The sequence below is a fragment of the Pseudomonas sp. Ors-4-3C genome, assembly GCF_055755035.1.
On the sequence record NZ_CM146900.1, the window covers coordinates 3,007,198 to 3,031,531 of the forward strand.

At 55.3% G+C, this 24,334-nt stretch carries 28 protein-coding genes; 11 read left to right on the forward strand and 17 right to left on the reverse strand.

All coding sequences use genetic code 11. The features are described from left to right. Nucleotides 1-76: 76 nt before the first annotated feature. Both ACVHNU_RS13330 and ACVHNU_RS13335 read left to right on the forward strand, forming a co-directional pair. On the forward strand, nucleotides 77-466 hold the full coding sequence (locus ACVHNU_RS13330; RefSeq protein ID WP_262142581.1) for a DUF2946 domain-containing protein: 390 nt from the start codon (nucleotides 77-79) through the stop codon (nucleotides 464-466). Nucleotides 467-558: 92 nt separating this feature from the next. Next, nucleotides 559-2,691: a TonB-dependent receptor gene (locus tag ACVHNU_RS13335; protein ID WP_473019955.1), complete on the forward strand. Its 2,133-nt coding sequence runs from the start codon at nucleotides 559-561 to the stop codon at nucleotides 2,689-2,691. Between the two features lie 97 nt (nucleotides 2,692-2,788). Here the strand turns inward: ACVHNU_RS13335 and ACVHNU_RS13340 are convergent, their stop codons facing one another. The 3 genes from ACVHNU_RS13340 to ACVHNU_RS13350 form a co-directional block, all read right to left on the reverse strand. After that, nucleotides 2,789-3,805 (reverse strand): ABC transporter substrate-binding protein, encoded by a 1,017-nt coding sequence (locus ACVHNU_RS13340; protein WP_003225969.1) that lies wholly within the window; start codon nucleotides 3,803-3,805, stop codon nucleotides 2,789-2,791. 128 nt (nucleotides 3,806-3,933) lie between these two features. Beyond that, nucleotides 3,934-4,131, reverse strand: a complete 198-nt coding sequence (locus ACVHNU_RS13345; protein ID WP_103484200.1) for a hypothetical protein — start codon at nucleotides 4,129-4,131, stop codon at nucleotides 3,934-3,936. Between the two features lie 8 nt (nucleotides 4,132-4,139). Further along, the gene (locus tag ACVHNU_RS13350; RefSeq protein WP_003225973.1) at nucleotides 4,140-4,610 is read right to left on the reverse strand and encodes a hypothetical protein; all 471 of its coding nucleotides are present in this window, start codon (nucleotides 4,608-4,610) and stop codon (nucleotides 4,140-4,142) included. A gap of 402 nt (nucleotides 4,611-5,012) precedes the next feature. Here ACVHNU_RS13350 and ACVHNU_RS13355 point away from each other — a divergent pair, with 402 nt between their 5' ends. Beyond that, nucleotides 5,013-5,288, forward strand: coding sequence for a hypothetical protein (locus ACVHNU_RS13355; protein ID WP_103520069.1), 276 nt, complete (start codon nucleotides 5,013-5,015; stop codon nucleotides 5,286-5,288). 46 nt (nucleotides 5,289-5,334) lie between these two features. After that, entirely contained in the window at nucleotides 5,335-5,571 is a 237-nt protein-coding gene (locus ACVHNU_RS13360) for a DUF2789 family protein (RefSeq protein ID WP_003225976.1), read from the forward strand. 6 nt (nucleotides 5,572-5,577) lie between these two features. Here the strand turns inward: ACVHNU_RS13360 and ACVHNU_RS13365 are convergent, their stop codons facing one another. The 3 genes from ACVHNU_RS13365 to ACVHNU_RS13375 all read right to left on the reverse strand — a co-directional run bounded on the left by ACVHNU_RS13365 (nucleotide 5,578) and on the right by ACVHNU_RS13375 (nucleotide 8,125). Further along, a complete protein-coding gene (locus ACVHNU_RS13365) occupies nucleotides 5,578-5,778 on the reverse strand; it encodes a hypothetical protein (RefSeq protein WP_003225978.1) in 201 nt (66 codons plus the stop codon). Nucleotides 5,779-5,890: 112 nt separating this feature from the next. Next, complete coding sequence (locus tag ACVHNU_RS13370) at nucleotides 5,891-7,495, reverse strand: methyl-accepting chemotaxis protein (RefSeq protein WP_473019956.1); 1,605 nt, start codon at nucleotides 7,493-7,495, stop codon at nucleotides 5,891-5,893. Nucleotides 7,496-7,720: 225 nt separating this feature from the next. Next, nucleotides 7,721-8,125, reverse strand: a complete 405-nt coding sequence (locus ACVHNU_RS13375) for a TraR/DksA family transcriptional regulator (protein WP_003225981.1) — start codon at nucleotides 8,123-8,125, stop codon at nucleotides 7,721-7,723. A gap of 556 nt (nucleotides 8,126-8,681) precedes the next feature. On the opposite strand from ACVHNU_RS13375, the gene ACVHNU_RS13380 reads away from it, so the two are divergent. From ACVHNU_RS13380 to ACVHNU_RS13405, 6 genes are all read left to right on the forward strand, one after another. Next, nucleotides 8,682-9,590, forward strand: a complete 909-nt coding sequence (locus ACVHNU_RS13380; protein ID WP_103520071.1) for a MurR/RpiR family transcriptional regulator — start codon at nucleotides 8,682-8,684, stop codon at nucleotides 9,588-9,590. A gap of 61 nt (nucleotides 9,591-9,651) precedes the next feature. Next, nucleotides 9,652-10,257: a glutathione S-transferase gene (locus ACVHNU_RS13385; protein ID WP_134786682.1), complete on the forward strand. Its 606-nt coding sequence runs from the start codon at nucleotides 9,652-9,654 to the stop codon at nucleotides 10,255-10,257. Nucleotides 10,258-10,259: 2 nt separating this feature from the next. Continuing rightward, nucleotides 10,260-11,366 carry a DNA alkylation repair protein gene (locus ACVHNU_RS13390; RefSeq protein WP_473019957.1) on the forward strand — a complete coding sequence of 369 codons (1,107 nt, stop codon included), beginning with the start codon at nucleotides 10,260-10,262 and terminating at the stop codon, nucleotides 11,364-11,366. 184 nt (nucleotides 11,367-11,550) lie between these two features. Continuing rightward, a complete protein-coding gene (locus ACVHNU_RS13395; RefSeq protein ID WP_473019958.1) occupies nucleotides 11,551-13,533 on the forward strand; it encodes a tetratricopeptide repeat protein in 1,983 nt (660 codons plus the stop codon). A 106-nt stretch (nucleotides 13,534-13,639) separates the two neighbouring features. Next, nucleotides 13,640-14,497 carry a DUF5677 domain-containing protein gene (locus tag ACVHNU_RS13400; RefSeq protein ID WP_473020071.1) on the forward strand — a complete coding sequence of 286 codons (858 nt, stop codon included), beginning with the start codon at nucleotides 13,640-13,642 and terminating at the stop codon, nucleotides 14,495-14,497. 262 nt (nucleotides 14,498-14,759) lie between these two features. Further along, a complete protein-coding gene (locus ACVHNU_RS13405) occupies nucleotides 14,760-15,269 on the forward strand; it encodes a hypothetical protein (protein ID WP_473019959.1) in 510 nt (169 codons plus the stop codon). Nucleotides 15,270-15,473: 204 nt separating this feature from the next. On the opposite strand, the gene ACVHNU_RS13410 is transcribed toward ACVHNU_RS13405, so the two are convergent. The 9 genes from ACVHNU_RS13410 to ACVHNU_RS13450 form a co-directional block, all read right to left on the reverse strand. Beyond that, complete coding sequence (locus tag ACVHNU_RS13410; RefSeq protein ID WP_473019960.1) at nucleotides 15,474-15,887, reverse strand: hypothetical protein; 414 nt, start codon at nucleotides 15,885-15,887, stop codon at nucleotides 15,474-15,476. Nucleotides 15,888-16,110: 223 nt separating this feature from the next. Beyond that, nucleotides 16,111-16,395: a hypothetical protein gene (locus ACVHNU_RS13415; protein WP_473019961.1), complete on the reverse strand. Its 285-nt coding sequence runs from the start codon at nucleotides 16,393-16,395 to the stop codon at nucleotides 16,111-16,113. 748 nt (nucleotides 16,396-17,143) lie between these two features. Continuing rightward, the gene (locus ACVHNU_RS13420; protein WP_103484209.1) at nucleotides 17,144-17,800 is read right to left on the reverse strand and encodes a DUF2931 family protein; all 657 of its coding nucleotides are present in this window, start codon (nucleotides 17,798-17,800) and stop codon (nucleotides 17,144-17,146) included. A 31-nt stretch (nucleotides 17,801-17,831) separates the two neighbouring features. Continuing rightward, complete coding sequence (locus ACVHNU_RS13425; RefSeq protein WP_473019962.1) at nucleotides 17,832-18,491, reverse strand: DUF2931 family protein; 660 nt, start codon at nucleotides 18,489-18,491, stop codon at nucleotides 17,832-17,834. 11 nt (nucleotides 18,492-18,502) lie between these two features. Next, entirely contained in the window at nucleotides 18,503-19,159 is a 657-nt protein-coding gene (locus ACVHNU_RS13430; protein WP_473019963.1) for a DUF2931 family protein, read from the reverse strand. A gap of 11 nt (nucleotides 19,160-19,170) precedes the next feature. Beyond that, complete coding sequence (locus ACVHNU_RS13435; RefSeq protein WP_473019964.1) at nucleotides 19,171-19,827, reverse strand: DUF2931 family protein; 657 nt, start codon at nucleotides 19,825-19,827, stop codon at nucleotides 19,171-19,173. Continuing rightward, nucleotides 19,827-21,368, reverse strand: coding sequence for a phospholipase effector Tle1 domain-containing protein (locus ACVHNU_RS13440; RefSeq protein WP_473019965.1), 1,542 nt, complete (start codon nucleotides 21,366-21,368; stop codon nucleotides 19,827-19,829). Before ACVHNU_RS13440 ends, ACVHNU_RS13435 begins: the two co-directional genes overlap by 1 nt. A gap of 140 nt (nucleotides 21,369-21,508) precedes the next feature. Beyond that, complete coding sequence (locus tag ACVHNU_RS13445) at nucleotides 21,509-21,871, reverse strand: DUF6124 family protein (protein ID WP_473019966.1); 363 nt, start codon at nucleotides 21,869-21,871, stop codon at nucleotides 21,509-21,511. Nucleotides 21,872-22,378: 507 nt separating this feature from the next. Then, entirely contained in the window at nucleotides 22,379-22,900 is a 522-nt protein-coding gene (locus ACVHNU_RS13450; RefSeq protein ID WP_473019967.1) for a GNAT family N-acetyltransferase, read from the reverse strand. A 222-nt stretch (nucleotides 22,901-23,122) separates the two neighbouring features. On the opposite strand from ACVHNU_RS13450, the gene ACVHNU_RS13455 reads away from it, so the two are divergent. Further along, entirely contained in the window at nucleotides 23,123-23,521 is a 399-nt protein-coding gene (locus ACVHNU_RS13455; RefSeq protein WP_473019968.1) for a carbohydrate-binding module family 20 domain-containing protein, read from the forward strand. A 21-nt stretch (nucleotides 23,522-23,542) separates the two neighbouring features. Here the strand turns inward: ACVHNU_RS13455 and ACVHNU_RS13460 are convergent, their stop codons facing one another. Beyond that, complete coding sequence (locus tag ACVHNU_RS13460; protein WP_473019969.1) at nucleotides 23,543-24,037, reverse strand: GNAT family N-acetyltransferase; 495 nt, start codon at nucleotides 24,035-24,037, stop codon at nucleotides 23,543-23,545. A 13-nt stretch (nucleotides 24,038-24,050) separates the two neighbouring features. Continuing rightward, a complete protein-coding gene (locus ACVHNU_RS13465; protein ID WP_367084156.1) occupies nucleotides 24,051-24,266 on the reverse strand; it encodes a DUF4287 domain-containing protein in 216 nt (71 codons plus the stop codon). Between the last annotated feature and the right edge of the window lie 68 nt (nucleotides 24,267-24,334).

Sequence of the window (24,334 nt, forward strand, 5' to 3'; positions counted from 1 at the left end):
GGGATTTGAACAAAACATCCTAGTTGGCATTTTTTGAAGTGCACGACCGATCGGCGGTACGGTAAAGTGCCGCCCCATGAAATTCACCCGTTCCGATCGCTCACTGCTGGCCTGGATGCTCTATTGCTGCGTCCTGTTCAACGTGTTCGCCTGCAGCATCGGTCACGGGCAAATGGTCGGGATGCAGCTCAACGGTATCGGCGGCCAGTTCTGTGCGGTCGACCCGGCCACTCAGGCGCCGCTGGCCAGCAATCCCACCGAAGAGCAACTGCCGACCCTGTCCAAGGCGTTCGGCTGTCCGCTGTGCTCGGTCGGCGGCGGCATGGGCCCGGCATTCAACTCCAGCCTGACCCTCGCGGTTCTGCCCGAGCAACACAGCCCGCCGCTGGCACCCATCGTCAGCGCCGACCTCCCTGCCCGCTTCACCTGGCCTTCGGCCAACCCTCGCGCCCCACCGCTCGCCTGAGTGTCTTCGCCCTTTTGATTGTTCAGCCCACTGCGCCAACGCGCGGCGTTCGCCTGTGCGCTGACTCCTAGACAAGCATTCAGGATTCAACGATGAAACATATTCCTCTGCTGGCGAGCCTGTGCGGCTGCCTGTCCCTTAACGCCTGGGCGCAATCCACCGTGGACCTGGCGCCGATCACCATCGACGGCGAATCCACCAGCGAACCGGGCCTGAGCCTCGATCAATCCAGCGGCATGGCCTCGCGCCTCGGCTTGAGCGTGCGCGACACGCCGGCCTCGGTGGCCGTCGCCAACCGCAACGACATCGAACGTCACGGCGCGCAAAACTTCCAGGACGCCGCCAATACCCTGCCCGGGGTCAATGCCAGCGCGCCGCCAGGCTTTGGCGGATTCGTCTCCTACCGCGGCTTTACCAGCAGCCAGATCACCCAGATGTTCAACGGCGTCACCGTCTCTGGTGGTCTCGCCCGGCCGGTGGATTCGTGGATCTATGATCGGGTCGAGCTGGTGGGCGGGCCTTCGTCACTGATCAACGGCGCAGGCTCGGTGGGAGGTTCGCTGAACTACGTGACCAAACTGGCAACTCGCGACGAACAAGCCGCTGAAGGTCGCGTCAGCTACGGCAGTTACGACACCACCGAAACCGCGTTCGGCCTCAATCACGCGCTGACCGACCCAAGCGCCGACGTGCAGCACTACGCGCGGCTCGATGTCAGCCACAACACCAGCAACGGCTACATCGACCGGCAGGAACGCGATGCCTGGAGCGTAGCGTTCTCGTTGCTCAGCGACCTCACGCCAGATCTGTCGCACACCCTGGCCCTGGAATATCAGGACGAACACGAAGACAGCCCCTACTGGGGCACGCCGGTGCTCAACCCCAAGGCCGGCGAGTTGAAGATCGACAAACACAACCGCTTCAACAACTACAACGTCGAGGACGGGCGCTACGAACAGCGCACGATCTGGGTGCGCTCGATCATCGACTACCGGATCAACGACAGCACCACCCTGCGCAACACGCTGTATCACCTCGACAGCCAGCGCGATTACCGCAATCTCGAGACCTACCAGTACAACGCCGACAACAGCGCGGTGAACCGCTCCACCGCCTATCAAGTACGGCATCAGGGCGAGCAGAACGGCAACCAGTTCGAACTGCGCCACGACAACACCCTGTTCGGCCTCGACACCACCTGGTCCGGCGGTTTCGAGTACAAGGTCAACCAGACCACCAACTCGCCACTGAATATCAAAGGCGCGAGCACGGTCGATCCGAACCACTACCGGCCTGGGCACTTCTACGACATTCCCGGCACCAACCCGGCGCTGATCAGCGACAAGACCAACGAGGTCACCACCAAAGCGCTGTTCGTGGAAAACCGCTTGGCACTGACCGATAAACTGGCGTTGCTCAGCGGCCTGCGTTACGACGACATCGACCTCGACGTGACCAACCATCGCACCGTGACGGCCGCCAATCCGAAGCACCTCAAACGCAGTTGGGAGCCGGTCACCGGGCGCGTCGGCCTGACCTACCAGTTCATTCCAGCGGCCAACGTCTACGTGCAATACAGCACCGCCGCCGAGCAGCCGAACGGTACTCAAGACTTCGATGTTTCAACGGGCAAACAGTGGGAAATCGGCAGCAAGTTCGACTACCTGGACGGCCGTGGCTCGGCGACGGTGGCCGCGTACACCATCGAGCGCAAAGACTTCGCCGTGACCGATCCGCTGGACCCGACCAGCAGCATCCCGGTGGGTCAGCAAACCTCGAAAGGCATCGAAATCGCCAGCTCCCTGCGGATCACCGACAAGCTGTTGGCCGAAGGCAACTTCGCCTGGGTCGATGCGCAATACGACGACTTCACCGAAAAGAATGCCGCCGGCGTAGTGGTGTCGCGCAAGGGCAACACGCCAACCAACGTTCCGGATCGGGTCGGCAATCTATGGCTGACTTATGATTTTTCGCCGCAATGGCAAGGTGGGGTCGATGCACGGTATGTGGCCTCGGTGTATGCGGATACGGCGAACACCATGACCGTGCCGTCGTACACGCTGTTCGGCAGTTTCCTCAGCTACAAGGTCGACTCGCACACCACCGTCACTGGTCGGGTGCGTAACCTGACCAATGAGGTGTATGCCGAGTTTGCGCATGTTTCGCCGGCGTACTATCTGGGCACACCGCGTACCTTTGAATTGGCGGTGCAGACGAAGTTTTAAAAGCGTAAAAGCTTCGCGAGCAAGCCCGCTCCCACAATTGGAACGCGTCTTCCTGTGGGAGCGGGCTTGCTCGCGAAGAGGCCAGCGGACTCGTCACCTACTTCAGATCAGCCGCCACCTTCTCCGCCACATCCTTCGGCACCCACGCCTGCCACACCTCCGGATGCGCCTTCATGAACGCTTCCGCCGCCTGGCGTGGCGCGGTGTGCTTCTCGCTCATCTCGGCCAGCGCCTTGTTCAGCGGCTCGATAGGTAAATCCACCTTGCTGAAGAAAGCCGCGATCTGCGGATACTCTTTCTGGAACGGTGCAGAGACCCCGATCGACAGCTTCGACGCCAGCGAACGGGTCGGTTTCGGATTCGGGTTGTCGGCATCGGTCAACGTCTTCCACGCCTCGGCATCGAACGGCGGCTCCTCCAGCTGCACCAGTTTGAATTTGCCCAGCAGCGGCGTTGGCGACCAGTAATAGAACAGCACCGGTTTGCCTCGACGAATCGATGAGGTGATTTCAGCGTCCAGCGCCGCACCCGATCCGCTGCGGAAATTGGTGTAGTCATCCTGCAGGCCGTAAGCGGTCAACTTCTGTTTGTTCACCACTTCCGAGGTCCAGCCGATCGGGCTGTTGAGGAAACGCCCTTTGCTCGGGTTCTCGGGATCAGCGAACACGTCCTTGTATTTCTTCAGGTCATTGACACTGCGCAAGTCCGGGGCCATGGGTTTGATGCCCTTGGCCGGATCGCCCTTGATCACGTATTCCGGCACCCACCAGCCTTCAGTGGCACCCTTGACCGTATCCCCCAGGCTGGCGACCTTGCCCTCGGCTTCGGCCTTGACCCACACCGGACTGCGCCCGGCCCACTCTTCGCCAATGACCTGAATGTCATTGTTGGCCAGGGCGGTTTCCAGGGTGATGGTGGTGCCCGGCAGCGTATCGGTCGGCAGGCCATAGCCCTTCTCGACGATGATCCGCAGAACATCGGTGATCAGGCTGCCGCTTTCCCAGTTCAGGTCGGCAAAATGGATGGGCGTCTGCGCCGCCGTTACCGGTTGCGCCAATGCCAGCACACCGAACGAGACCACGCTGGCGGCCAGTAACCGTCGAAATCCTTTCATGCTTTTGCACCTCGCGCTGTTCTCAGCAATAGCAGGATGGCCTGGCAGAAGACCGCAAGCCTCTGAATACTCAGTCAACTGACTGTAGCCGAGGTTCCTGCTTTTTCCGGGACCGGTTCCCGACGAGGTTACGTTTCAGACTTTTCCTGCAAGCTTTGCAGCTCGCGTCTGACCATGCTGGCGTATTCCGCAGGCCGCAAGGTGTAGATCTGCGCTGCCACCCAGTTCAGCCACGCGCCCTGCAACTCGGCTTTGGCGTGAAACAGCCGCAAGGCCTCTTCACGCGCGCGATCGAGGTTCTGCGAATGGAAGTCGGCACGACTCACACCACCGCTCACTCGCTGGCCTTGAACGTGATCAGTTCGCCCTTGCGCCACTTCGCCGCTTTACCGGTCACGGCTTTCAGGGTCTTGGTCAGGCCTTCCTGCAATTGCTGATGCGCGGCAAACACCGTCACCACGCTATGGCCTTCCTTGAACAGGATCGCGTGACCGTCCGCGGTATCGACAAAGGCATAGTCGCCCAGGCCATACACCGTCAGTTTGATTTCGCGAAAGCGAATATCCATCTTGCCGCCTTCACGGCTGGGCAGAACGGCAGCGCTGAAATGATCGCCGACCTTGAGCTTGAGCCCCGGTTTGTCATCGACTACCAACGCACTTTCGGTGTCGATCTCGGCCACATAAATGCCTTCGGCGTTCTGTTCGGTGATGTAAACAAAACGCGATTGAAACTGCTTGACCAGCTTTGCACGCAAATCACCCAACACGAACAAAGCATGCATATCGAGATTACTGACTGCCAAAGAAACATCCCCACATCTGAAAAGTACCCTGCGCCAAAACACGCACGGCAAAAAAAACGGCCAGGCCGATGCTGTTACCGAATGACTTCAGTAAACCTGAAACAAGCAGAACGCCCATTCATCGCGAGTTCGCAAGACTACTGGAAAGTCACGCGAGAAACTTGGCTCGACGTTCGCCAGGCCTTGAAGGAAAAGTCCTCACTTAAGCGTAGTGAAGACGGACTACAAACTTTAGGGAAAAAGCTGACGAAAAAAAGCCTTTTTCCGACATATCACCGGTAAAAAATTGCTTTAGATAGACACCTGTCGCCAACAGGCACTGGCGATTCTAGAGCAGCGATGCTCCTTCCGACTACCCAAACCGACCTGTAACCGTCGGCTACCCCATGAAAAGGACTTCATATGTGCACTCTGACTCACTTTGCCCAGCCTTCCAACCCCGGCATCGATCAACCTTTCGTGCTGCAAGGCGCTGACTTACCGGACCTTGCCCCCTACGCACAAAGCGCTTACGCGCCGCGATTTCAGGTAGTACCGGCGGGTAACGCGTTCTTTCATATCAAGGAATCGTCTACCGGACGTGTAAGAGGTTTCCGCGAAGACCATAACGAAGCGTGCGCCCTCGCCCGCTCGCTTGAATCACGAATCGAACTCTTGTCCAACGGCTGCCTCAGATAAAGAGCAAGCGACAGCGCCATTCCGGCACACGCAAAAGGAGTACACGATGGAACTGCCAGCATATGATCTGAAAACCCTGTTCGACCAACTGGGCCTGCCATCGGAAGACGGAGCAATCGACGATTTCATTGAAGCGCATCCGCTGGACGCCAACACCAAGTTGATCGATGCCGACTTCTGGACGCCGCAACAGGCGCAGCTTCTGAAGGAATGGCTGCGCGCCGACGGCGAAGAAGCGGTGATGGTCGATGAATTGAACGTACGCCTGCACGACGGCCGTTAATACATGTCAGTGCAGGCTGTCGCCAGGCTCGGCCATCAGTTGCGCGAGCCAGGCAGCCTTGCACTCCTCCGCCTCGTCGCGACTGGCGAACGCGGTGCCACGCCGCTCACCGTTGAGCAACACCACCCAGCAGACGCTGCGGCCCATCGCGCGCAATCCGGCGGGCACACCACTGCCAATCATCACTGCGACATCGACTCTGCACATACTGACCTCTCGACTTCATTAGCTACCTAACTAATAGCAATGTTAGTGACTTCGTCGCAGAGGAAACAGCAACGCCCGTGCACAGATTCATTGCACGAGCGGTAACAATCGATCAGCGCGGACTCTCCGGCTTATATCCCAGGCGCAGACCGCCCCAATGCCGGCCCTTGACCATGATCGGCACCGACAAGTCGTGCATCAGCTCCCCGGTGTCACGGGTGTAAGTCTGCAGCAACACCGCTTGTTGATGGCTGCCGCAGCGAATCCCGGTGCGATCGGCGAACTTGCGTTTGGTGCGGTTGCCCACCGCGTCCACCTGCACGTCGCCAGTCAACGGCTGACTGAACGCCAGGTTGTGCGTCGGCACATAACCCTGCTGCGTGCAGGCGATGGCGAACACCAAGCCCTCGTGGCGTGGCAGCAACGGCTCCTGAATCGCCGGCAGCACCTGATCGGTATAGCGATCAAAACGAGTCTGAAACTTCGCCGGTTGCGGGCCGGGAATCGGCTGATACTGACGGTCGAACAGATCATCGAGGCTGATCCGCCCCTGATCGACGTCCGCCTCGAACCGCGCCGCAATCTGACTCGCGCCCTCACGCGCCAGGTCATAGACGCGCTGGTGATAGTCATCCAGACCAACTTCGGCCAGACGCTCGCTGATGGTTTCCGCCTGGCCTTCCATCTGTACGGCGGCCTCGGCCAGGCGCCGGGTCTGTTGATCGCTGATCGCCAGATCACTGCGCATCTGCTCAATGGCCTTGAACAGACTGTCGAGCTGCTCACGGTTGGTTTCTGCGCCACGGGCGATTTCACCGACCTGGGTTTCCACCCCGGCCGCCAGCCGCGCGATGTTTTCCAAATGCTGGCCGGTGTTTTCAACTTGTTCGACACCGGTCTGCAAATCGCTGGACAGCTCGCGGATCTGCTCCACCACTTGCGCCGTGCGTTGCTGAATATCGGCGACCATCTCCCCGACTTCGCCGGTCGCCGAGGCCGTCCGGGCCGCCAGACCACGCACCTCATCCGCCACCACTGCGAAACCGCGACCATGCTCGCCAGCCCGCGCTGCTTCAATCGCAGCGTTCAACGCCAGCAGATTGGTCTGGCTGGCGATGGACTGAATCACCAGGGTTACGCGCTGAATGTCATCGCTGCGCAGACTCAGGGCTTCGATCAACTCACGGCTGGCATTGGCGCGCTGACTGAGTTGATGCATACGCGCAATCGAATCCACCAGTTCAGTGCGCCCGGCTGCGCTGCTGTGATGCGCTTCGCTGGCAGCCTCCAGCGCTTCACGGCTGAGCTGTGAGGTGGCGTGTTCGGTGGCGATCATCACTTCGGCGTTGTTGACAATCTGCGCCGCCGCATCGAGTTGCGATTCAAGTTTGCTCGCCAGTTGCTTGACGGAAAACGCCACGCCGGCGGCTGACAGCGCGTTATGACTGGTGGTGTGGGAAAGATCGCGGGTGAGTTCGGAAATCGCGCTACCGGTCTCGGCAGGCACAACATCGGCGACGGCACGCGAGCGCAGGCGCGGCAGCCAGACAAGCAGCACCGCCAGCGGCATGCCGATGTACAGCGACCATCCACCCAGCGTCATGCCGGCGAGCAACAGCATCAGGGCGATGCTTTGCAGGGTCGGAGCGATCCAGCGGTTTTTCGGCAACAGCACTGGTGCGGGCATAGCCCCAACCAGAGATCCATCTCTCGTCATATCAACACCCCACGCTTGTTCTCATTGTTGTGGCTGCATTAAACGCCACTAGAACGCCATTATCCATGGTCCGTTAGTCGTGGGGTCTGCAGCAGGTCAAAGGAACGGCGCGCGAAATATCGCAGACGAACAAATGCAAAGATCGCAGCCCCGTCAGCTCGTGTAGGAGCTGCCGAAGGCTGCGATCTTTTGCAGGCGCCCCCCATTCAGGGGGCAGCCATGGAATCAGGCCTGACGCTGGTGCTTGTCGATCTGCTCGTGACGCTCTTGAGCTTCGATGCAGTACTTGGTGGTCGGGCTGATCAGCAGACGTTTCAGGCCGATGGCCTCGCCGCTGTCGTCGCACCAGCCAAAGCTGTCTTCCTTGATGCGCTCAAGGGCTTGTTCCAGTTGCGGCAGCATGCGCTGGTCGCGATCGATCGCGTTCACCAGCCAAGTGCGCTCTTCTTCAACCGAAGCCGCGTCCGCCGGGTCGGCCGGAGTGTCCAGGCTTTCGATGGCGATACGGTTTTGCTCAATGCGCTCGTGGGTTTCGACTTTCATGTTCTGCAACAGCTCAGTGAAGAAAGCGTGTTGCTCGGCATTCATGTAGTCATCTGCCGGCATCGCCAGCAACTTGTCCTTTGTCATTGATATCTCTATAAAAAAACGTGCATTAAGGCGAAATAGGGAGCGTTCCGGCGAACCGTGTCCGGTCGACGAAAAGGCATCGTTTATTGCAAACGCCACCCGGCACTCAATTTACGAAGGGGCGGCAGTCTAAGGCCCGTTTGAGGCCTCAGCAACTGTAAATACCGGGAATTTGTCCGACAACAGCCGTAAACAGCTCTGACACAGGCTTCATGGCGGTCATCGGAGTGCGTTTATAGCAAGAAATTCAGTCGAGCGGCTGTATATAGAAGACAAACGGCTAACCGGGCGGCAGTTGGTCGCATTTTTTTCAGCCATGCCGCCCGTGCAGTGCATCGTTTCAGCTGCGCAGGCGCCGAAAATCTCCCCTGCCAACTGTCCGCACCCCGCCTATCATCAGGCACACCGCAAATAACTGTGGCGAGGGAGCTCGCTCCCGCTGGGGCGCGAAGCGGCCCTTGCTCTTCAACTTTAAAAAGCAGTGGGCCTGCTTCGCAGTCCAGCGGGAGCAAGCTCCCTCGCCACAGTGTGATTTGATCAGCCCGAAGGATAACTTATGCCCCGCCCCGATCTGCCGGCCAACGACGAGCGCCCTCTCGCCAGCCCCCCGATCAATGCCGAGCGTCTGCTGCAACTGATCACCGACGAATACGACACCCTGCCGCGCCAACTCAAGCGCATCGCCACCTACATGAGCCAGCAAAGCGACCGGATCATGGTCGATCGCATCAGCGACATTGCGCGGGAATGCGAAGTGCATCCGTCCGCCATCGTGCGCTTCTCGCAGCGCTTCGGCTTCAGCGGCTTCAGCCAAATGCAGGCGCTGTTCCGCAGCGCCTACACCCATAAAGCCTCGCCAGTGCAGAACTACCAGCAACGCATCCGCAGCATGATCGCCAACCAGTCGCAGCCAGCCAGCGACGGCGACCTCGCCCGCGAATGCATCGACGCCACCCGCTCCGGCATCGAACGCCTGGGCCGCGAACTCGACGACGTCGCGTTCGAGAAAGCCGTCGACCTGATCGTCAACGCCGACAACATCTATGTCGTCGGCGTGCGCCGCTCCTTCGCCGTCGCCGACTACCTCGTTTACAACTTGCAACACACTCACAAGCGCATTCACCTGGTTTCTGGTCTTGGCGGCAGTTATCGCGAGCAGATGCGCAGCGTACGTAGCGGTGATTTGGTGATCGCCATCAGCTTCACCCCCTATGCCAAGGAAACCCAACACTGCCTGCGCTACGCCCGCCAGCAACAGGCCAACACCCTGATCCTCACCGACAGCCAGCTCTCGCCTTTGGCTAAAAACGCCAACAGCCTGTTGCTGGTCAATGAGGGCAGCGCACTGGCGTTCCGTTCGCTGAGCGCGACGTTGTGTTTATGTCAGGCGTTGTTCGTGGCGGTGGCGTATCGGCTGGAATTGAATGTGGACGAGATTCACGAACAAGCCGGTTTTGACGACTGACATTTGCCTCAGGCTCGGCTAGGTTATGCCTTCCCACCGGTTCGACTTGAAGGAACGCGTCATGAAACTGATCGGCATGCTGGACTCCCCCTATGTACGCCGCGTGGCGATCTCCGCCAAACGCCTCGGCATCGACCTCGAACATGAATCGGTCTCGGTGTTCCGCCATTTCGAGCAATTCCAGCAGATCAACCCGGTGGTCAAGGCGCCCACGCTGATCCTCGATGACGGCGTGGTCCTGATGGACTCCACCCTCATCCTCGACTACCTCGAAGCCGCCAGCGGCAAAAGCCTGCTGCCGACCGACCTCAAACAACGCGCCCACGCGCTGCGCCTGATCGGCCTCAGCCTCGCCGCCTGTGAAAAAGCCGTGCAGCTCTACTACGAACGCAACCTGCGTCCGGCCGACATCCAATACCAACCGTGGGTCGAGCGCGTCGAAGGCCAACTCGCCGCTGCCTTCACCGCCCTCGAACAGGAGCTGGAAAAAACCGGCCTGCCCACCGACGGCACCCTCACCCAGGCCGGCATCAGCCTCGCCGTCGCCTGGAGCTTCACCGACCTCGTCGTCCCCGACCAGATCGACACCCGCCGCTACCCGCACATCGCCCAATACACCGCGTACGCCGAAACCCTCGAAGCGTTCGTCAGCACCCCGATGACCTGACCATGAGCACCACCGACAGCGCCGCCCCGGCGTTAAAGGAAATCTTCAACGCCGAACGCCTGCAACACATCGCCAGCGAAATGAGCGCCGTGTACCCGGCGTTCAAGGCCAAGGCGTTTCTCAAGCACGCCAACCAAGGGCTGGCGGAATTGTCGGTGATGCAACGCATGGCCCGCGTCAGCGAAAGCCTGCACGCCGTACTGCCGCTGGACTACGAAGATTCCCTCGAAGTCCTGCGCGAACTCGCCCCCCGCCTCAACAGCGGATTCGTCAGCATGTGCCTGCCGCACTACGTCGCCAGCTACGGCGGCCACGCCTTCGATACCTCGATGCAAGCACTCAAATACTTCACCACCTTCGGCTCCTCCGAATTCGCCATCCGCCACTTCCTGCGCAGCGACCTCGAACGCTCGCTGGAACTCATGCACGACTGGCCCCAAGACCAAAACCACCACGTCCGCCGCCTCGCCAGCGAAGGCACCCGCCCCCGCCTGCCCTGGTCATTCCGCCTGGAACCCGTGCAAGCCAACCCGCAACTGGCCGCCGGAATCCTTGACCGGTTGAAAGCCGACGAGAGTTTGTACGTACGCAAGTCCGTGGCGAACCATCTGAACGACGTGACCAAGGAACATCCGGAATGGGTGCTGGACACGATTGAAGGCTGGCCACTAGAGAACAAACACACGGCGTGGATTGCCAAGCATGCGTTGCGTAGTTTGATCAAACAGGGAGACCTGCGCGCGTTGACGGTGATTGGTGCGGGGGCCAAGGCTGAGGTTGAGTTGCTGGATGTGCGGGTTGAGCCGGCGGTGGTGAGGTTGGGTGAGGCGATTACGTTGTCGTTTACGGTGAAGTCGACGGTGGCGCATGAGCAACGGTTGGTGATTGATTATGCGATTGACTATGTGAAGGCGAATGGCGGGGTTTCGGGGAAGGTTTTCAAGTTGAAGACGGTGGGGTTGGCTGGGTTTGGGGAAGTGGTTGTGGGGAGGCGGCAGGTGATTCGGGATTTTACGACGCGGAAGCATTTTGTGGGGCGGCATGGGGTTAGGGTTTTGGTTAATGGGGAGGTTTGGGGGAGTGCTGCGTTTGAGATCGTCGCTGATTGATACCGGTAATAGAATCCGTTGATCTGGCGGGACTTGGACTGATAGGGAATTACGGATGGGGCTGCTTTCGGCCAATAGCAGTCTTTCAGGAGATACATAGGAGCTAGCAATGCATATTAATGAAGAGGACTGCTACAACTCTTTCAAACGCCAATATCAGTGCGCAACGGTTAGGGGCTAGAAGATGGACCACTTTAACAACCTACCAATGCGTCATAAAAACCATGTTACGGAAAACAAAGCGGAAGCTGCTTTTCAGAGTTTTCTTTCTTTATCGGATGACTTTATCCTGCAGGCGCAGGATCGAAAGGACTATGGAACCGACTGTCAGATAGAGGTGATTGATCACGTAAGTGCTACCAACGTTAGGGTCCATGTTCAACTTAAAGGTGCGGAAGGCAGCCTAAATTTAGATGGTTCGGTAAGTGTAGAGATAAAGCGTTCCAATCTAAACTATCTGCTAATGCAGCCCCACTCTTTATTTGTCTGCTACCACGTTCCAACTGCTACGTTACGTTTCTGCTCTGCCGATACGGTAATGAGGCAGTACGAACATAGTGGTAAAAACTGGACGCAGCAACATACTCTTACCGTAAATTTTTTAGAAGTACTTACTGAATCGCACCTGCATTCAATCGCAGGTTTGGCGAAAGCTGGAGCAATGTCTCTGCGCGATATTAGAGTTGCGCAAACGGTTGCCAGCCCAGAAGATTTACCAGGGATTTTAAAATCTTCTCGCCCTAGTCTGTATGTTCCAGATGATAGAGCCCAAGCAGAAAAAATACTTTCTAAGTTGTACGACAGTGGCGAGGACGAAATAATAAGCTCTGCATTTGATAAGTTCGTGTCAGTTCTATCTGTGGATCATGATGCAATTATTTTCTGCTATATGGCAGAGATTAATCTTGGTATGGCTAAACGCAATAAGCATCCCGAACGCCTTGAAAATAGCATTTCTTATCTGGCGTCCAAAGTTAATGAAGGTCGAATTCATGCGGGCAGTACCCACTACTCAATAGGAAATGCGCTATCGGCACTTGGGCGGGATGATGAGGCTGTGAAGCAATATGAGAATGCTCTTCAACTCATGGTTGGCGATGATAGTATCTCACTATTCGCAGAGTGTTATAAGAACCTCGGCACCAGTTATGAAAAATTAGGCGATGAGGTTAGAGCTGCTATATTTTACCGCGAAGCCCTACGCCATAATCCTCAACTTCCAGAGGCGCACTTTGCGTTAGGACTCTATAGCCTGCGAAATGGTGAGAACACAGAGGCACTCGAGCATTTTGATAACATTGTTTTCGCCGAAAATGCATTGGGTAAAAGTTCCTCTATTTCAGGCTGGCGTATAAATGCGCTCTTCAATCTCTGTGATGGACGTGGTGCTTTTCGCGAAATCAATACGCTCCTGAGCGATGCGGGAAATGAATCTTGGATTTGGCCATGGTGTAGTCAACAGGTGGCTAGCTTTTGTCGCTGCTCAATTGAAAATGCAAAGCTAAGCATTCCGTTTTGGAGTCGATATTTGAACGCTAACCCCAACTGTTCCAGCGGTGTGCGAGAAATTTTGATGACCAAGCTGTATTTACAGTCGGAAGATCCCGACACGGGTATGACCTATACGGTATTTAAACGCGAGTTTGAGGCCGCTATCTGTCATGTAAATGGCGAGCCAGTTGCCTATCTATGGGATCGCCTAGGGCATTGGGCTCAAAAAGAAGATAATTGGGAGGAAGCTGAGCGCTGCTATCGTATCGCATACGATCTTGCAGGTGGGCACTACGGCTACTGCCTCGGCACTGCACTTAATTTTCTTAATCGGCCTGAAGAAAGCTTGCCGATACTTCTGTTACAAGCTGAAGAAATTCAACCGGACGATATGAGCTGGTTTCAAGTCGCAGTCGCTCACGAAAAAATAAGAAATTTTCGCGAGTCAATTAGTGCACATCAAAGATCTATTGAGTTAAATCCTGAACATGAACTGGCGTGGTTCAATTTGGGGGGAGTACACTGGAATGCCGGAGAGCAGATTGAGGCTGGTCAAGTTTGGAAAATTGCAGCAAGCAAGTTTCCAAATCACGAGTTGGTAGAACTGCTACGCCGCGAGCTTCCATTTGTTCTAGCTGAACTTCCCTCGCCTCTAACAAGAATCATAGAGCAATGAAACTCTCAAAACATTGTCAAACAACCCCCCAAGCATTCTAACTTTAGGCGGGCATAGTGAAATTGAATGAATATTGCCATGGAAGGAGCTTCACATTTTGATTGATATGCAGCGCATTAATGATTACGCACAACAACACGAAACACATAAAGATCAACTGGTAATTTTGAGAGAGTGTCAACGAGATGCCTACAGAATTCTAACTTCGATTGATCTTAAGGCTACGGGAGAATATAAATTTATTTCCAAAGTAGCGTGCTATGTGATGGCGGGGAATATCGACGACATAAATCACGGAATGCTGAAAAGCCTAGAGATCAATTGCTACTCTGCCGTTGAATCTTTAGCTCGAGTATCAATTGAAAATTCAATAAATCTAATGTATGTAACAAAGGATAAGGACTCTTTGAAGCCGAGGTCGCTGATTAAGTCGTATCTAACCTCTACTAGTAGGCGGGCAGCTCATTGGTTAAACTACGCAGAAACATTAGGAGATGCTAAATATCTCGAGCGAGCTAAATTTTTTTCTTCTCACATGCAAAATATATCTGGAATATTCAAAAATTTGAATTACAGCGAAGTTTTCCCTCATTGGCCTGATGCTCGCAGTCGATTTAGATCCGTGGGATTAGAAGCTTTTTATCACATCCTGTTTGCGCCAACATCCGATTCCATACATGGATTTTCCGAAGATATTTTCAACAGCTTATTGATTGACATATCTCCCAATGACTTAGACGTAAAGCAAGCATTGCAAAAAGCTCAGAAAGCTGAAAAATTATCTTTGGCGTACTATTTAACGACTAATGCGGTCCTGTTTTTCTGCCATGCTGCTCATAGAATATGCTGCCGCTCGGAGCGCGAGCCGGAAGCAGCAGCTCTAGAGCAAGTGGTTCTCAAGCTGAATGACGTCATTACAGCTCATGAAGATTTAATGGATACCTACTACGAGAGTCGTATTTGATGGTTTGGCTTGATAAAGCGATGATTTAAAACAAGCCTTTAGTAAATATTCTTTTCGCGCGGAAAAGTATTTAGAGGAAATATAATGATGTTCGGCTTGAGTACAGATCAACTTACTGCAGTGTGCTCCAGCGTTGCGGCAGCGGTTTCTGCAACTGCAACCCTTTTCACGGTGATGCAGGTCTCCGAAAACAGAAAGTCTTCGTACAGACCTGAGATAATTTTCGTGGAAAAAATATTTAGTTCGGCTGGCGAAATTAAACATGGAGACCCACAAAAAAAATATTTCAGTGGAAATGTATAATATTGGCCTCGGCTCAGCGAAGAACATAGAAATTTGCTGGTCGTTCGCTATAGCTTCTGCAGTCAACAAAATAAATTTGCTAGCGAGTCTTGGTGCAGAAGTTAATAAGCACAGAATTGAGAATAATTGTATTTACTCAGAAGGCGAGCACGCTCCGGCTACGGTCTATTTTTGGAGCAAGCAAACAGTCAGAATCTTAGATTTTGCACTGCCCGCTTCTATAGATAGGCAGCCATTAATAATCGCTGTTCCGCATGCTTACAGCACTCTCTGGGAACTCTACGTGCACAGTGCTTTGCGAATTAATAAAACTGAAATGTTGACTGTTTTTCCAATGCTATCGTGTACGATTACTTATCAGGATGTTGGCGGGGTTAAATATAAAATCAAACGAGAATTTGTCTTTAATATTGAATCGTTCTTTATTGGGCAGGGTATAAATGGTTCAGTTTCGACTAGAGTTAACTGATAGTTATCCCCGCAAAAAAGACCTCCGCCCCAGCAGTTTATTTTACCAATCATCACCGGCAGTTTTTGGCCGTGAGCGGCCGCTTACGAACGTCCGCTTATGGCCGAAAGCCGCCCCCACGGATATCCCTGCCGGCCGATGCGGACGGTTGCAGACAGCCTTTTTCGACCCAAAGCTGACGTCGAACACCAGAGTTTGTGCCGTTTAAAAATCGATTTTGCACCGTGCTTCAGCGGCCTGTATTCGTAATGTAAGACCAGACTCGAAGCATATGACAAGGTGATGATCTGGTTGGATGTTATCTGTCAGGTAAAAGGCCTGTGTCTCTGCGCTGGACTCCACGGCTCCGATCAAATGAATAACACTATCGTCGCCGTCGATTGGGTAATCATCCCGACCACTTGATGAAAAGTAATCGACCTCAAGAAAGCTGATAGTAATCTTGCGTGCTTCTGCGGGCGGCACCCAGGCTTCATTCCGTCGAGTAAAGATAAGTACAGCCGACCTATCCACGATGTCGTAATTAATGGTGCTGGCTTGGTAGAAGTTATGAAGGTCATACGCACGGTTTTGAATCTCAACCTCAATATGCCCGAATTCGAAACCATGAAATTGCATGGGTAAGCCCTAATGATCTACCGGTAGGCGTGTATCGTACGGCAGCGTCGCGATGACTGCTTTTGGCCGACAGCGGTAGCTTGCCGATATCCGCTTTTGGCCGATCTCTGCCAGTTGTTGCCTTGTAGCGAAGGGCTGGAACCGACCCTGACTATCATTCAGATAATGGGCTGTTGAACAAGATGTACCAATGCTGATCCAGCCTTCGGCGAGCTGTTAAGCGTTACAGCCATTGATAGGAAGCGCCGTTGACAAGCTGCTGTCGTGCTTTGTTCGATAGCCATGGGAATCCCGACGCAAGACGAGCGTCTGCAAGCGAGCAGCCGTCGGCAAAGTCCTTGCTCGCAAGCCATTCTCTCTCTATTGCAGTACCCCAGGCACGCCGCAGTTGTTCGAGGTCATTTGTGTCGAGTGATGGTGCAGATGATACCGACTCATAAAACTCCCATGGCTGCTCCCAGCGATCAAACGCCTCTATTGCTGAAATCAACTTGCGATACGACTTCATTGTGGTACCTAAAGGTTAGCGAAGTGGGCATACGTGGAATCCTCATTGAATGGCCCGCTGGCGGCCATTTTCCGTCGGCCTTATCGCAAAAATTGCTGTTTTGCCACTAGGCTGTGCAAGTACAGCTTTTGGCCGAAAACGGTAGGCCAGGTACGGCGGTTTCCGGCCACATAGCGGTCAGTCAGAAGTAGGAAGAATGCAGTTCAGAATCTGAAAATTCAGCTCGATAATCGCCTGCGTCAGTGCCACTCCCTAAAACAGTGCATGCATTGACGCGCACGCCAAGTCCTCAACTGCCCTCCGCAGAATGAGCATCGGGCAATTTTTTGCTCGCAAAGAGGCCTCATCCGATGGCGGAAATATTCCCAGACAACATTAGGATCAATATTTTCTCGGAGGACTATCTCATTTACTACCGCCTGATCACCCTTCTCGTGGAAAGCCCCGATGATCGCTAGCGTTTCAATTGATGGACAGTAACCAGTAATTGAATCGCCGCATCGATTACAAACACGTTGACCATAGTCAGTAGTCATAAATTCGTTTCAGTACGTGGAACTGGAGATGACCTTTCTACTAGACGCCGGGTGCAGTGACAACGTCCGCTCTGGGTCGATTTCGGTCGATTACGACAGACAGCTATTGGCCGAAAGCGAACCTTCGTTGAGCTCAGCATTGACGCGATAGCTGTCAAAAAGGTGACTCACTCAAGACAAACGCCCTGAAAGACAGGCAAGAGAAGTGTCGCCTACCAACTTCCATACGGAATGCCGTACTTTTCGACGTAGCGTTTAGCCTTCTCACTTACCGGATAGGCGTAACGACCACCATGCTTCCCCTGTTCCGGCCCCAGAGGCTCTATCTCCCCTTGACCGCGAGAAATCTCAACCGGATTTCGGCATGAATCTCTAACCCATGTTTTGAGTACGCCGCCGGGAGCGAGCCCCACGTAAAGTGACGCCATAAAGCGAGCAGTTTTCTCCGGTGTTTCCGGGCAACGCTGGTGTGTTGACTTCACCATCAGTTGCCTGCCCTCTTCCGGAATTTCGATGAAGCCTTTGTAGGTTTTTTGCTCTGTTATGGATTGCCAGCGGACAAAGATCAGTTTTGGAAGATCGGCGCCTGTCACAGGCATCCCGCTCCCCGACACAGTCCCCCAACCACGGGCAGATTCCGTGCTGATATCGGGCTCTCCACTGGCTGCCGTGCTCTTGCCAGCTCTAAAGAAGACTCTGTTATTGATGTCCTGGACGGAGCTGTCCTCTACCCAGACCTTCATGTAATTCGGCTGAACGAACACTAATTCCCACCATGGGTATTTAGGGTCATTTTCGCCTGTTTCTGGGCCACTGCTTTGGCAGCCGGACAACAATAAAGCGCCCAGCAGTGCAATCGTTGCTTTCATTACAAATGATCCATTCAAGTATTTGTCACGACTACCAACTTCCATATGGAATGCCGTACTTGTCGATATACCGCTTAGCCTTTTCACTCACAGGATAGGCGTACCGTCCTTCGTTCTTACCTTGGCTCGGCCCCAGTGGCTCAATTTCCGCCTGTGCTCGCGCGACCTTGACTGGGTGATGACATGAGTCTCTTACCCAAACCTGCACGATACCGCCGGGAGCCAGGCCGAGATAAACCGATGCCATGAATCTTGCTTGCCGATCGGGAGTTCGCGGGCAGCGCTGATTGACGGACGTCACCATCAACTGCCTGGCCTCTTCCGGAATATCTACCCATGCTTGCCAGGTTTTCTGTTCGACAATTGATTGCCAACGGACCCAGATTCGAACTGGCAGGTCTGCTCCTATCACCCTCCTCCCGCTGCCGCCAACCCCGCCAGTCCATCCCCGGGCTGACTCTGTTCCATCTTCAGGCTCTCCCCCTGCAGCGGTGCCGCCGCCGGTTTTGTAGAAAATCCTGCCGTTAATGTCTTGAACAGAACTGTTTTCAACCCAGACCTTCATGTAGTCCGGCTCAGTAAATGCCAGCTCCCACCATTCGGACTTCGGGTCATTTTTGGCTGAGAGTGGATCAGTTTCTTGGCACCCTGAGATCAACAAAACGCAAAGTATCGTAATGAGTTGTTTCATTGGTTTAAGGATTACCAACTCCCGTACGGTATGCCGAATTTATCGATATACCGCCTGGACTTTTCGCTGACGGGATACGCATAGCGCCCTTGGTTCTTACCTTGATTAGGCCCTAGCGGTTCAACCTCTGCCTTTGTTCTAGCGACTTTCACTGGGCGATGGCACTCGTCTCGAACAAAAACTTGTACAACGCCCCCTGGAGCCAATCCCAGATAAATAGATGCGCTGTAGCTGGCCTGTTCCTCGGGTGTTTCCGGGCACCGCTGACTGACCGATTGCGCCATCAGCTGCCTCGCCTCTTCAGGCACATCCACCCAAACCTTATAGGTCTGCGGCTCGACGATGGATTGCCAGCGCACGTAAATGCGTTTGGGCAAGCCAGCGCCAATCACTGGTTTCGCAGCCGCGCCTACCGCATGCCAACCGCGCGCGGACTCTTTGCCATTCTCTGGTTCACCACCAGCGGCTGTGCCTTCTCCCGTGCGCGTGAATAGCTTGCCGTTTATGTCTTCGACGGCACTGTCCTCAACCCAGACCTTCATGTAATAGGGTTCGGTGAACGCAAGCTCCCACGAATCGGCTTTCGGGTCGTTTTTTACGGAAAGCGGAGAGGCAGACTGGCAGCCGCTTAGTAACAACACGCATACCGCCACAATGCTTAGCTTCATTGGTTTACCGTTTACCAACTCCCGTAAGGAATGCCGAATTTCTCGATATATCGCTTGGACTTTTCACTGACTGGATAGGCATAGCGCCCGCCGTGCTTCCCCTGCTCCGGGCCTAGCGGTTCAAGTTCGCCTTGGGCATGAGCGACTTGGATCGGTCGGTGACATGAGTCTCTGACCCATGCTTGAAGTACCCCACCCGGGGCGAGCCCCACGTAAAGCGAAGCCATGTACCGAGCGGTCCTTTCAGGAGTTTCCGGGCAGCGCTGGTGCGTTGAATCCACCATCAATTGCCTCGCTGATTCTGGAATTTCAATAAAACCTTTGTAGGTTTTCTGCTCTGATATGGACTGCCAACGAACAAAGATGAGTTTGGGAAGATCGGCACCGGTTACCGGAATACCAGAACCACTGACCGTGCCCCAACCACGGGCTGACTCTGTGCCATCTTCTGGTTCACCTCCGGCAGCGGTGCTTCCGCCCGCCTTGAAAAACGTTCTATTTTTGATGTCCAGGACTGAGCTGTCTTCTACCCAAACCTTCATGTAGTCCGGCTCTACAAACCCTAACTGCCACCAAGGAGATTTAGGGTCACTTTCGCCACTTTCGGCTGCGCCCGTCTGGCAACCTGCCAACAGAAAAATGCCCAGCAGAACAATCAATGCTCTCATTACCAAAGCTTCCAATCAGGTACGTGTGGGTGTTGTACGCGAATTGCGTCTGCCGCCGGAGCGTTGATGTAAACGGCCTCAATGCCACTGCCGTCATTTCTTCCGAGGGGGTGATTCCAGTTTGCAGAGGTGTGGATGTATTTGAGCTTAAGCAGTGTTTCTTCCTCATCAGTGGTTTTGTAATCACCGGCAACAAAACGATCACACAAGGCTTGTAGTTCTTGCGGAACCGCGTACTCATCGTTTTCTGGCATGTCGATGAACTGGACACCCTTTTCCTTTGCCAGTTGATACATGACTCTCAAGTAAACCAGTGAAAGCTTACCGCTGACTGGCCTTTTGAGCTGCAGCGCGGCGTACACGCGTTTTTCTCTAGGAGCCAGTCGATCTTGGTTGTCCCTCGGGAGCACGAGCGCGGTGGGTGTCACAACTTCCAGAAGATGCTCAGGCCACCCTTTGGCAACCCACTGACTTTTCAGGCGTGCAGCATCCCGGTAGATCGACGTAGTCGCGACGTCAGTTTGGACAGAGACATCAAGGGCTTGCATGGGGCTGACCAGCACGCATTCCTCGACTTCATCGAGGTAGCTTCCACCGATATCCGAATGAACGCCGGGAAGGGTGTACTCCGGATGGTCGGGCTTAACACGGCTGAGCGCGAAATTCACTCGGCACTCATCGCGAGCAACGAGATGGACAACATCTTTGAAGAACCTGCGGTCCAGGTAAAGCTTCACACCGGGAGCAATAGGACTTGTCACTTGACCAAGATTGGTGAAGCCGGCAATGGATGGCACTGTGTCGAACAGGCCTATAAATCCCATCTTGATACCGTTTCCGTATTGGCTATCAAAATTTCGGCTGAAATCTCGGGCGTAGATGTTCAGCAAATTCCCTAGTGGACCCTGCTTGCCTCGCACGATTTCATTGGAAAAGTGCCGGGCAGCTGCGGCGCCACGGCTGAAGCCAAACGTATCAAAAGTCAGCGACACTATTTCACTGCCGGGACTATCTTGCAGGGCCTCATCAATGGTTTGTTTGATTTGCGCGAAAGACGCCTGCACACGCGCTGCAACACCGGTATCACCTCGCCCCGTGCCAGCGCCCACCGTGCTGTCTTTTTTATTGCTGACGGTGCCTATTCCGTCAACATAGATGGGACGTGAAATGCATTTGAAGGCCCCTGAGCCCTCCGCTTTTTCAGTCTTTTTATACAGATCATGCAGTTTTTTAACATTCGTGAGGCCGGCCCCATAACTGCTATCCGGATCACTCATGTAAGGCATGCAACTCGCAGGAATATCCTGCGGCGCAATCGGATGCTGCGCACCACACAGCAACCCTGCTGCCGTGTTATTCGCATTGTTACCAGTACCATCAAAGAAAACCCCAATCCTCAACGCAATGCCGATTTTCTCAGGCTCGCGCGCAGGCTCTTTCCCATGCTTCTCATACTCCGCCCAACGCTGGGCATGAATATCGACGGGTTTGGCTTCTTCGTAGCGGAAGTTTTTCGGGGGGTTGGGAACGTAGCCACTCAATCCTTGATTCCTTGTTCTGATCCTTGAAGAACGGGCCGAAGGGTGCCAGCCGAGGCTTGGGGGCGCAAGGCGTGGCCCTGTGCCAGCGCGGTTGAGACCGTGTGGTGCGACGAGGGTTCGGGCTCGTCGCACGAGCATGGCTAGTGGGCGATTTCGACGTTGTCGAGGGCCTGGTTTACGGCGAGTTCGCCGAGCATGACGACTTGGGCGATGCAGAGTGCGGTCTTGCGGTGGGAGGTGTCGAGCATGGCGGCGAAGTTGTTGAGCATTTCGCTGGCGGAACCGAGGGTTTCGCTGGCGTTGGCGAGCAGGGATTCGGTGTCGCACTTCGGGTTGGCGAGGTACATGGGTTCGGGTTTGTGCGGGCTGGCCATGATTTGGGTGGCCGGGGACAGGTAATGGTCGAGGGCGCGTTCGGCGGCTTCGTGGAGTTTTTTGGAATCGAGGGATTCGTAGGGCGATGCGAGGTCGGTTTCTGGCGGGTTGGGTGTTGGTTTGATCATGGTGAAGCTCCTACGTCAAAAAAGGGAGCCATCACTCTCGCTACCAAACGAGGGTGGCGGCCATGCGCAGGTTGGTAGACCGGGACGTAGAAAACCGGCGCGCCCGAAGACGCCCTGTGCATGACCACCATAAAGCCGTGTCGGACAGACACTGCAGATCATGATGCTTATGCAATCTACGAGAACTCAGGGCTACCAAACCCGATCACTGTTTTTCAGTGACCGACAGACGATAGAACCCGCGCCCTAGACGCACAAGCCGGCGGATTCTGGCGTACTCGTAGGCGATGGCGCAAGGCGTTGTAGGGCTTGGGTGGTTACGTGAGGCTTCGTTTAAACGTGGGTGATTTTTCTGTTTATTTCGGTCAGTGGTTGATGGGGTGATTGGGCAGACGTCTTCGCGGGCAAGCCCGCTCCCACAGGGTTTTTTGGCTGGATTGAGATTGGTGGGGGCTGGACTGGCGTCATCGCGAGCAGGCTCACTCCTACAGAGGGAGGTGGGTCGAATCAGCGGGCATCTCGCTGGATTCGGAATACCAGGCTGGGGGCTTTGCCGGGGACATCGTCCAGTTCGCCGAAGCGGCACATGCCTATCTTTTCCAGGACGCGGATTGAGGCGGTGTGGTCAGGCCTGACCAGACCGAATACCTCGGGCAAGCCGAGATGATTGAAGGCGTGGGTCAGCGCATTTTGTGCGGCCTCTGTCGCATAGCCGTGGCCCCACGCTTCGACGGCGAAGCGATAGCCGAGGTTGATGACCTGTTTGCCCAGGTAGTCATGGGCGGCGATGCCGGCGAATCCGAGGATCTGCCCAGGGGCTTGTGCGCTGCTGATTGCCCACCATCCGTAGCCGTGGGTTTCCCAGTGTTGCAGCCAGCGATCCAGCAGTGCTCCGGCCTGGGCGACGTCGGTCATGGGGCCGGCGGGGTTGAACAGGTTGGTTTGCGGGTCGCCGAAAATCGCGAAAACGGTGGGCAGGTCTGCTTGTTGTGGGCGTCGGTAGGTCAGGCGTGTTGTGGTGTTTGGCATGGTCGAGACCTTGGTGATTCAGCAGGTTATGTGGCGGTTGGGCGGGCGCCATCGCTAGCAGGCTAGCTCCCACAGGTTCCGCGCACGGCTCGGGTGCCTGTGGGAATAAGGCGCCAGTGACGGTATCGCAAAGGAGTCTGACGGACTGTCAGTTCTTACAGGTCTCTTACAGTTTTCGCAGGGCTAAGCTGGCCCGACTGTAGGAAAACTGAGGAACTGATCATGGGCCGCATTCGATACTTGTTGCCACTGAGTGCTCTGCTGCTGGCCTTGCAGCCAATTATTGGCTATGCCGGTGCCACCTGGACGTATATTTCGCTTGAGGCGAATTTCCGCTGTGATAACGGCGTCACGACACAAGGCTATAGCGTCTATGCGGTGGGTGATCGGCCGGAGTTAGGGAATTGGGACCCGGCCAGAGCGGTTCGACTCACGCCGTCCCCCTCCCCCTCTTGGTCCGGAAAGATAAAATTCAGTAACGCAAAACCCGGTGATGTCGTGGAGTGGAAATGTATCGTCCGCAGTGACAGCAATCCCAGCGACGCGACCTGGCAAACAGCCCCCAACAATCAAGTAACCATGGATTTTAGTCCCACACCTCTGGCGACTGGAAGCTTCTGAATCGACCGTATGGTGCCGCGGCTACAAGTTCGAACTCTGGCCTCGACCGCGCGTCATGTTGATCAGCGCCACACGCCTGCCACCCGGCGCAGCACGCTCTTCGATGGAGAACGGCACGAAGCCGAGTTTCGGGTAGAGCAGCAACCCCGCCGTGTTTTCGTTGAAACAGGACAGCTGCACTTCCCTGGCCTGATACTTTTCAAAGCCGACCGCAGTCATGGTTTCGACGATGTAGCGCGCGACGCCCTGGCCACGGGCGTAAGGCGCGACGATGACGTTGCCGATGCAGCAGACGCCCTCGTGCTCAGCGCGGTAGAAGTTGGCGAAGCCGACGAATTCGCCGTTGGCCAGAAATGCCGTGGAGTCGAAGCGCTGGCTGATCGCGGTGTGCATTTGTTCTTCCGTCAGCGGGTACTGCGCTTTCGGGAACATGAAGTACAACTCTTGAACGCCCTGCGGAAAGCCGCACAGGGTTTTGACGTCGTCGGCCGTCACTGGCCTGTGGGTGAAGTTCATCGCTGCCCTGCCCTCACTGTTTGCCTGCGGCCAAATGGTGCGCGACCAGCGCGTTGGCATGGCCGTGGCCCATGCCGTGTTCATCCTTGAGCCACGCCACCAGTTCCATGTGTTTCTTGTCGGTAATGCCGGCGAGCAGGTTCAGCCAGTGATCGATGGGCTGGCCGTACTTTTTTTCGATGGAGGGGAAGTACGACGCCGGGCCTTTTACCTTGTTGTCTTCGCTCATGCTGCAAGCTCCCTTGGATCACGACGGAGGGTCGGCGACGCTCCTTGTCGGCAGGTCATAGAGTGGAC